7 protein-coding genes are annotated in these 9,260 nt (G+C 34.6%); all 7 read right to left on the bottom strand.

From position 1 onward, the window contains the following. Positions 1 to 113: 113 nt before the first annotated feature. A complete protein-coding gene (locus QZ565_RS06175; protein WP_295527016.1) occupies positions 114 to 2,093 on the bottom strand; it encodes a peptide ABC transporter substrate-binding protein in 1,980 nt (659 codons plus the stop codon). Between the two features lie 195 nt (positions 2,094 to 2,288). Further along, positions 2,289 to 3,344 (bottom strand): galactofuranosyltransferase, encoded by a 1,056-nt coding sequence (locus QZ565_RS06170; RefSeq protein ID WP_295527013.1) that lies wholly within the window; start codon positions 3,342 to 3,344, stop codon positions 2,289 to 2,291. A 24-nt stretch (positions 3,345 to 3,368) separates the two neighbouring features. Next, positions 3,369 to 4,466, bottom strand: a complete 1,098-nt coding sequence (gene glf, locus QZ565_RS06165; RefSeq protein WP_049510085.1) for a UDP-galactopyranose mutase — start codon at positions 4,464 to 4,466, stop codon at positions 3,369 to 3,371. Between the two features lies 1 nt (position 4,467). Continuing rightward, entirely contained in the window at positions 4,468 to 5,892 is a 1,425-nt protein-coding gene (locus QZ565_RS06160; protein ID WP_295527009.1) for a flippase, read from the bottom strand. Between the two features lie 152 nt (positions 5,893 to 6,044). Continuing rightward, positions 6,045 to 7,190, bottom strand: coding sequence for a polymerase (locus QZ565_RS06155; RefSeq protein WP_295527006.1), 1,146 nt, complete (start codon positions 7,188 to 7,190; stop codon positions 6,045 to 6,047). A gap of 23 nt (positions 7,191 to 7,213) precedes the next feature. Further along, positions 7,214 to 8,179 carry a glycosyltransferase family 2 protein gene (locus QZ565_RS06150; RefSeq protein ID WP_295527003.1) on the bottom strand — a complete coding sequence of 322 codons (966 nt, stop codon included), beginning with the start codon at positions 8,177 to 8,179 and terminating at the stop codon, positions 7,214 to 7,216. Further along, a partial coding sequence (gene wecB / locus QZ565_RS06145; RefSeq protein WP_295527000.1) for a UDP-N-acetylglucosamine 2-epimerase (non-hydrolyzing) occupies positions 8,179 to 9,260 on the bottom strand: 1,082 nt, incomplete at its 5' end. The genes QZ565_RS06150 and wecB, both read right to left, overlap by 1 nt.

The following is a 9,260-nucleotide window of genomic DNA, read 5'->3' as shown; positions in this document are numbered from 1 at the left end:
TGACAAAACCATACTCTGAGATTAAGGGGAAAATTGTCACATAATAAAAAGGATTTAGCATTCCTATCGAATGCCAAACCCTTTATCAATCAGCTTCTATAGATGATTAAAATCTATTTCACATGTTTTGCAAGTTCTTCTTGCGCTTTTTTATTGGATTCTTCTTTCTCTTTCATCCATTTATCTTGAGCTTTTTGGTATTCATCCACAGTGACTGCCTTGTCTTGAAGTTCCAAGTATTTGTAAAGGAGCGGATCGCTTGTCCCCTTGTTACCAGAGAAGGCAAACGGCATCGTAAATGGTACCATCTTAGACAAGATTGGGCGACCAGTGAGTGATGTTGTTGGAATAATCAAGGCACTATCTGTCAACCAAGCTTGGGCTACAGCATACTTATCATAACGTTTTGCTACATCTATTGTCTCGTTTCCAGCTTCAGTTACCAATTTCTCATAGTCGTTTAGACCAACCTTCTTAGCTGCAGCATTATCTGTACCAGAATCAAAGCCAAGGTAGGTTTTAGTGTTTTCACCAACTGATGGTTTGATAATATCGAGGTAAGTAGATGGATCCGCAAAGTCTGGAGTCCAACCAACATTATCTGAAATATCCCAATCTTCCCCAGCTGCTGTTTCAGCAAAGTAGGTAATATTCAAGACTTCATCTTTTTGTAGTTGTTGAATATCAATTACGACATTATCTGCACCCAAGGTTTCTTCAACCGATTGTTTGAAAGACTGTACACGTTGAACTTTTGTAGTTGCTGTCTGGTCAACTGGCATATCTAGGTGAATTGGGAATTGTACTCCCTCAGCTTGTAGAGCTGACTTAGCTTTAGCAAATTCTGCCTTGGCTTTTTCAGGATTATATAGTCCATCTTGGGCATCAGCAAGGTTCACATCCTTCCATTCATCCCCATAAGTCACCAATTTTTCTTTGACCATATCGCCAAAGTTTTTCCCATCTGCTTGGACAAATGTTGGTGGTACAAAAAGATTACGCAAAATTTTGCTTGCACCACTGGCACCGTTCACTTGTGAAGCATAGGCCGTACGATCAAAACCAAAAGCAATAGCTTGGCGGAAATCCTTGTTTAAGAGAGCCTTTTTAGTAGAGGTCTTTTGTTCGTCACTAGTCTTAGAAGTATATTTGTAAGACTGGCGGTCAATATTTGTACCAACTAGATAAGTCGTAGAGTCTTGTTGGGTATAGACAATATTGTCCTTCATCGTTTTTTCAAGTTCTGCGAAACTTGCACTTGTTGGATAGAGGCGGGCTGCTGTAAGGCTACCATCTTTAAAGTTTTCTGCAGGTTTGCTGGTATCTTGACCATCCCAGAATGACAATTTTATCTTATCAACATGAACATTATCCTTATCCCAGTAGCTAGGGTTTTTTGCAAATTCAACGGAAGATTTAGCCACAAGAGATTTTAACAAATAAGGACCATTATACAAGATACTGCTTGGATCTGTCGCTTTAGCAAAATCATCCCCTTTTGAGTTCAAAAACTCTTCATTAACTGGTGCCAAGACACCCATTGTTGTTTTAGAATTCCAAAAACTTTCAGGTTTGTTCAAAGTGTATTGGACTGTTTGATCGTCAAGGGCTTTAATTCCAACTTGAGAAAAATCTTTATTTTCCCCTTTAGCATAAGCATCCAGACCCTTGATTGAATCTTGTACCAAGTAAAGAGCTTGTGATTTCTTATCTGTTGCATATTTAAGACCTGTTACAAAGTCTTGAGCCTTGACAGGAGCATATTCTTCACCTTCAGATGTGTACCACTTGGCATCCTGACGAATCTTATAAGTGTAGGTCAAACCATCTTTAGAAACTGACCAGTCCTCTGCCATAGAGGGAACAAGATTCCCATAACGGTCATTTTCAAGCAATCCATCAATGACGTTACTAGTAATGTTTGAAGTAGCTGCCTTGCTGGTTGTCAAATAGTTGAGATTATCTGGGTCTGTCTCGTAGGTAAATGCAAAAGTCTGCTCACCTTTAGTAGCAGAACCACCAGAACAAGCCGCTAAGACACCAGCTGCTAATAAAGTGACTCCCGCAAGAGCCAATACTTTCCTTGTTTTCATAGTATTCTCCTTTGTTTTTCTATCCATTATAGACCCTTTGCAATCTATTGTCAATATATTTTTCTGAATTTTCATTTATAGTTGTTATTTTCTGACAACTATCGAATCTTATTTCATTTTTTAATCTCTCTTTAACTATAAGAAAAGAGGGAATTCAGTAACTCCCTCATCTATCTATTTAAGTCATTTTTAGATTCATTCATTTAAGGCTTGCAATGCGGAAAGAAGATAAGAACCCTCACGAATTTTTTGACCTACGGCCTTAGCATTTTTTACCAAATCCTGATACTCTTCTTGAGACAAATTGTCTAATACTTCTTCCAAGTCAAGTAAACTCTCAACACTAATTCCACACTCTTTTTCTAAGACGAAATTAGCCAAAGCAGATTGCCCCCAGACAATAATAGGAAAACCAGAAGCCAAATAAAGGGAGGCCTTGTGGGAATTATTGTATCTCAAATACTCACCAAACACGCCGCTACAAGTTTTAGAACTATCACCATCCCAAACTAAACCAAAGCTTCCTTCTAACGCTGACGGTAGTTCATCTGGAAGAAATGAACCAAAATAGGTTTCATTTGATAGTTTTCTAGCCTCATCAAAACCAACACCATAGAGGTTATATGCCGGTCTTGCAGGCAACTCATATAAGTAACCTGCTTTTTCTTGAGCTAAATTTCCAGCTACAATAATAGCCCCTTCCTTAGATAAATCTTCTTTATCCTTATAATTCGGGATCAGATAGTCAAAAATGCCTAAACTAACTATTTTTTTCTCAGAAATCCCCTTATCAACAAGCACTGATTTCATAACTGGATTATGAGCAATAAGACCATCAGCTTGTTTCAAAAGACTTGACTCTTGAAGATGAACACGAATTTTATGCTTCAAGGGTACTGTATCCAAATTAGCATAGCGCAAAACTTCTAAATCATGGATAATAAAGTGAACCTTCACTCCTTTACGTTGTATTCTTTTGACTAAATGAGTCGTAAAGAAACTATGATGAAGCATAGGAAATTGAATCATTAGCTGATCCCCTTCCTTCAACTTAGAGATAGCTTTGGATAAGGCTTTGGCCTTATGTCGTTGGGCTCTAATAGTCCCCATTTGATACCAATCATCTACCATCAATAACAAAGGACTATAGCCCTCACGAACTACTATTTCTTCTACATCGTTTCGAGCCTTATTTCCCGCATTTCGTGCACCAGAATCCTTCAGAAATTCTTCTTTTAGATAATATTTCATCTATCAATTTTATCCTTCGTTATCTTATTTAAACTCTTCCTCTACAACATTTAGGGCACGTTCAATGACCACATGCATGTCGTAGTATTTATAATCAGCCAAACGTCCGCAGAAAATGACCTTATCATTCTGCGCTGCTTCTTCTTGATATTTAGCAAACATGGCATTGTTTCTCTCATCATTGATTGGATAATAAGGTTCATCACCACGTTTCCAATCTGCTGGGTATTCACGAGTAATGACCGTTTTATCTTGTGTGCCGTACTCAAAATGTTTATGCTCAATAATGCGAGTATAAGGAATTTCACGTTCTGTATAGTTAACAACTGCATTTCCTTGATAATTTTCCTCATCTAGAACTTCATGCTCAAAACGAAGACTACGGTATTCTAGCTCACCATGTTTATAATCGAAATATTGGTCAATCATCCCTGTAAAGACAACTTTTTCAGCAGAAGCTTCTAATTCCTGACGATTGGCAAAAAAGTCAACTCCAAGTTCTACTTCAACATCTTTCAGCATATTTTCGATAATGACATTATAGCCACCGATTGGAATACCTTGGTAACGGTCATTGAAGTAGTTATTATCAAAAGTCAAACGAACTGGTAGACGTTTGATGATAAACGGCGGAAGGTCAGTCGCGGAACGTCCCCATTGCTTTTCAGTATATCCTTTAATCAACTTTTCATAAATATCTGGACCGATCAACTTGATAGCCTGTTCTTCCAAGTTTTTCGGTTCAACGTCTTTCATGTGAGCCGTTTGCTCAGCAATCTTATCTTTGACTTCTTGAGGAGTTTTTGTCCCCCACATAGCATAGAAAGTATTCATATTGAAAGGTAGATTATAAAGGCTACCCTTGTAATTTGCTACAGGCGAGTTGATGTAGTTGTTAAACTCAGCAAATTGATTAACATAATCCCAAACTTTCTTATTAGAAGTATGGAAGATATGTGCACCATATTTATGAACATTAACACCTTCTACATTCTCACAGTAGATATTTCCACCAATGTGGTCACGTTTATCAATAACTTTTACTTTTTTTCCACGCTTGGTTGCTTCATAAGCAAAAATTGCTCCAGACAAACCAGCACCAACGATTAGATAATCATACATATTACACCCCTTTATTTCTGAATAACTGTTGTTTTATATCTCGTAGATTTATAACTTTAAAAATCAAAATCAAACTGATATAAATTATTGCCCCCAAAATAGCAGAAAGTCCTACATTTAACATAGACGGTAAACTCAATAAGTCTTTTACAAAAAACAGAATTCCATACATCAATCCTGATGAAATCATAATTTTTATCATAGTTCCTATAATCGGAACATCTCTTAGATAAGAACGAGTAAAGAATAACTGTATAGCCCAAACCAGCGACTCTGTTAAGACAGATACAATTGCTGCACCTATATAGCCCAGTTTTGGAAGCAAGAGAAGATTTAATCCGACACTAACAATAGCAGGAATTGTGGTTGAAAGCATGAACTCTCTATTTTTATTATGGGGAATCAAAATTTGAATCCCCATAATATTGGTCCAACCAATAAAGAACATTCTTAGAATCATAATAGCTATTGCATAGCGTGCATCTTGAAAATCTTTTCCCAGAAAAAAGTTAACAAAATCATCGTTTATAATTAACATACCTGCCATAATGGGGAAAATAACCAAATTATAAATCAGAAATGACATCTCATGCATTTTATTAACTGCTTTATGATTTCCTGATGATAAAAGATTTGAAACTCGTGGTAACATGACACTTCCCAATGAAGTCACTAGGGTCAATAAAATATTGACAAGTTTCAATGCTTGATCATAGATTCCTACATCTTTTGTTGAAGCTAAAGCTCCTAGCATTGTACGATCCAAAGTAACATAGAGCGATATGGCAATCTGAGGTAAAAACAATAAGACAACTGGCTTCAAATGCTGCTTAGCATATTTCCAATCAAAGTGCGGTTTCCCAATAAACTCTCTTGCCGGCAACCACATACTTAATTGTCCCAACAATTCAAAAATGGTAAGCAAGAACACATATAAATATAGGTCGCTAGCTGATTTTATAAATAGAAAAATAGCAATGACGCCAACTAGTTTCACTGTAATATTTCTGACTGTAATTTTTCGAAAATCCTCTAAACCTTGGAATAGCCAAGAAATATCTAAACCTTTAGAAAGTAAACTTAATCCTAAAATATAAGCTACCGGGTTTTGCATTAACGAAAAAGTGAGACAAAGCAAAATATAGAGAGTCAGTGATAAGATGGTTGCTCCAAGTTGTAAAGTATAAATTCCCCAGAAATTTTTACGAATTGTTTTTCGATTACCAGAAATTTCCTTTGTACCATAATTGGCTACCCCCAAGGTAGCCAACAGGATAAAGTAGGTAACAATAGAATTATAATAACCATAAGTTCCTAAATCATCAGAACTAAATACTCTGGTAACATATGGAGTCGTAATAATCGGTAAAATAATTACTAATAATTGATATGAAAGATTGTATGCATAATTTTTAAGAACCTTCATAGGGGGGCATATTCCTCACTTAACTACTATTATAAACGGCGAAAATTAATCTGCCCAAAAATGATGATGTTAAATATATTAAACTTTTTTTGACACATAAATAACTTAACTAACCTCTACTTAGAGCTAAGGATACATATAACACAAGAACTTTAAACATCCTGATAATTATACCTATACTTACTCCAAGAAATACCCATCAATAATAATAATGGATTGTACATTAATTCAAAAAATTGTGGATCAAACATTGAGTGAAGTATCAATACAATAAAAACAAGCATCTCAACTGTATTAAAGTGTCCTCTTTTATTTAGTTGATAAAAACTATACCAAATAACAACTAGTAGAATCACTCCATAATGCAACAAAATATTTACAAAAGATGAATCAACGTATAAATAATTATCAAAAACAGACGTAGCCCTTTGTTGCAATTCCCAATCAATTCTTTGACCAAACATATGTACGCCATATAAAGATAAGGTCTTATGTCCTAAACTTAGTCTTCCTGTCAAAGCTACGTTTAAAATTTGAAAGAATTTACTGTTTGCGTTATAAAAATAAGTCAAAATGATAGGAATAAGAATCCCTGCAGTCAACGTAATTTTACCAATGGCATTCAGGATTTTTTGACTAACTACTTTATTTTTAAATATGTACACCAATACTAATGCTAGAATTGAAAGAAAGAAAGCTGATTTCGTATCAGTATTAACGTAAAAATAATAATTAAGTATTCCAAGCATTAGAATTTCTAATAATCTGATTTTACTTTTTCTTAAATATAGATATACCAATGTCAGATGAAATAAATAATTAGCACCGAGAGTAACATATTGGTATCCTTGGCTAAAACGGAATCGCCCTCCTAATTGAACCCTCAGCGTATTTTCAATAATGCCAAACTTTAATAGACCATATATAGAAATCATTAAGAGAACAATCGAAACTGTCCAGAGAATCAAAACTTTTCTAAAATTCACATTGTTTATAGAAATAATAAATAGGATTGTTGAAATTATTGTGAGAGCATCAAAAAGTTTATGTGTTGAAATTCCAATAATGATAGCCAAGCAGAAAGCTGAAAAGAAGAATATCAGAAACTTACTCGAGTGTCCCTCTAATAGTAGTTTAAACAGAAGTATGACAATAGACACTATCATAGCAACTATTCGAAAACGATAAATTTCAGGGTATTTATAGACTAAGTTTGTTTGAGCTATAAAATTAAAAAGCAACCAAATAAAGAAAGCTGAAAAATATAATAACTCTGATAATTTTATTTTTATTTTCATATTTTTACCTAAGTTTGTTTAAATTATCCAATCTTATTTCGAATAGTGTTATACAATTTTGCAGATAGGAGAAACAATATATATTTCAATTTATTTTTCCTTGTAACATTTGAATTCGGAATAACATCTTTGAAATATTGAATGTATTCTTTTCTAATTTTATTAACTTCAGCATACATATCTGAACTAAGCATAGCATGTACAATATGCAGACCATTAAAAACATAGCGAACATTCAAGGCTCTTCTCATATCACTATCACCTGAATAGTCTCGTTCAACATAACTTCTATTCCATTCCATTGCCTTGTAAAAATCTAAGAGACGATCACTATACTTAGAATTTACAATACTTCCTGGTCTTCGATAGTATTTATAAAGATTTAGATCACTAACAGCAATATTTTCACAGGAAGCAATGTGCTCATAAGCAAGAGCTAAATCTTCATACAACATCCCATTAGGATATGGAAACCTTAATAAGATTTCTTTCTTATATAGTTTACCACCTGAATGTGTCCCAACATAATTTCCATAAAACATTTGTTCTAAAGCTGTTCTACGATCTAATTTTCCAGAATATTTCTCTCTGAAATCTCCTAGGAAATCACTATTTTCATAGTTTCTAACTTCAATCACTGGAGTTGCTACAAGATCAACTCTATACTTATCTCTAAGTTCTACTAAATATTCAATGGCTCTATGGTCATAATAATCGTCTGAATCAATGAAAACAATCCAATCTGTTGAAGATTCTTTTACCCCAGTATTGCGGGCATTGGATAAGCCCCCATTTTCAATATGAAGAACTTTTATTCTGTCATCTTCTCGAGCATATTGGTCACAAATTTCTCCAGAACTATCCGTCGAACCATCATCTACTAGGATTATTTCAATATTTTTATATGTTTGTTGTCTTAGACTTTCTACACAATAACTCAAACAGTTCTCAACATTGTACACTGGTACAACAATAGAAATCTGATCCATTATGATAATCCTTCCAAAATGATATCAACAATACGCTCACAAGCTTTTCCATCTCCATATGGATTACTTGCTTTACTCATCTTGCTGTACTCTCTTTCATCTTCTAGAAGCAGTTTGAAATTAGTATAAATATTTTCTTCTTCTGTTCCTACCAATTTCAAGGTTCCTGCAGCAATTCCCTCTGGACGTTCTGTTGTATCACGCATTACCAATACTGGTTTACCTAAAGAAGGTGCTTCTTCTTGTACACCACCAGAATCTGTTAAAATCATGTAGCTTTGATTCATAAAATTATGGAAATCAATGACTTCTAGAGGTTCAATGATTTTCATACGTTCATTGTCACCAAACACCTTACTTGCTAACTCACGAACCTTAGGATTCTTGTGAATAGGATATACGACTTTAACATCTTCAAATTCATTCAGAATACGATTAACTGCGTTAAACATATTTTCCATGGGTTGACCAAGATTTTCACGTCGATGAGCTGTCAGCATGATTAGTTTACTGTCCTTAGCCCACTCCAAAATAGGATGGTCATAATGATCTTGAACGGTTGTCTTCAAGGCATCAATAACAGTATTTCCAGTAACATAGATATTCTCTCTTCCCTCTTTTAGAAGATTCTCTTTAGCCACTTCTGTCGGAGCAAAATTGAAATCCGAAATAATTGAAGTAGTCTGACGATTGAATTCTTCAGGAAATGGACTTTGAAGATTATAAGTTCTCAATCCTGCCTCTACATGTCCAACTTTAATTCCCATGTAAAATGCAGCTAAAGCTGTCGCAAAAGTGGTTGTAGTATCCCCATGAACAAGAACAATATCTGGTTTTTCCTGCTCTAAAACTGCTTGAATTTTATCTAAAATACTTGTCGTGATTGTAAATAGTGTTTGATTTGCCTTCATAATTCCTAAATCATAATCAGGAACAACTTTAAAGACATCTAAAACCTGCTCTAACATTTCTTTATGTTGACCAGTTACACACACAAGTGTTTTGATCGAATCATTTTTCTTCAGTTCATTCACTAAGGGGCACATTTTTATTGCTTCTGGACGCGTCCCAAAAACTAACA

This window comes from uncultured Streptococcus sp. (assembly GCF_915066115.1).
Classification (GTDB): domain Bacteria; phylum Bacillota; class Bacilli; order Lactobacillales; family Streptococcaceae; genus Streptococcus.
The sequence above is the reverse complement of the archived record's forward strand: the minus strand, read 5'-3'. Positions and strand labels throughout refer to the sequence as shown.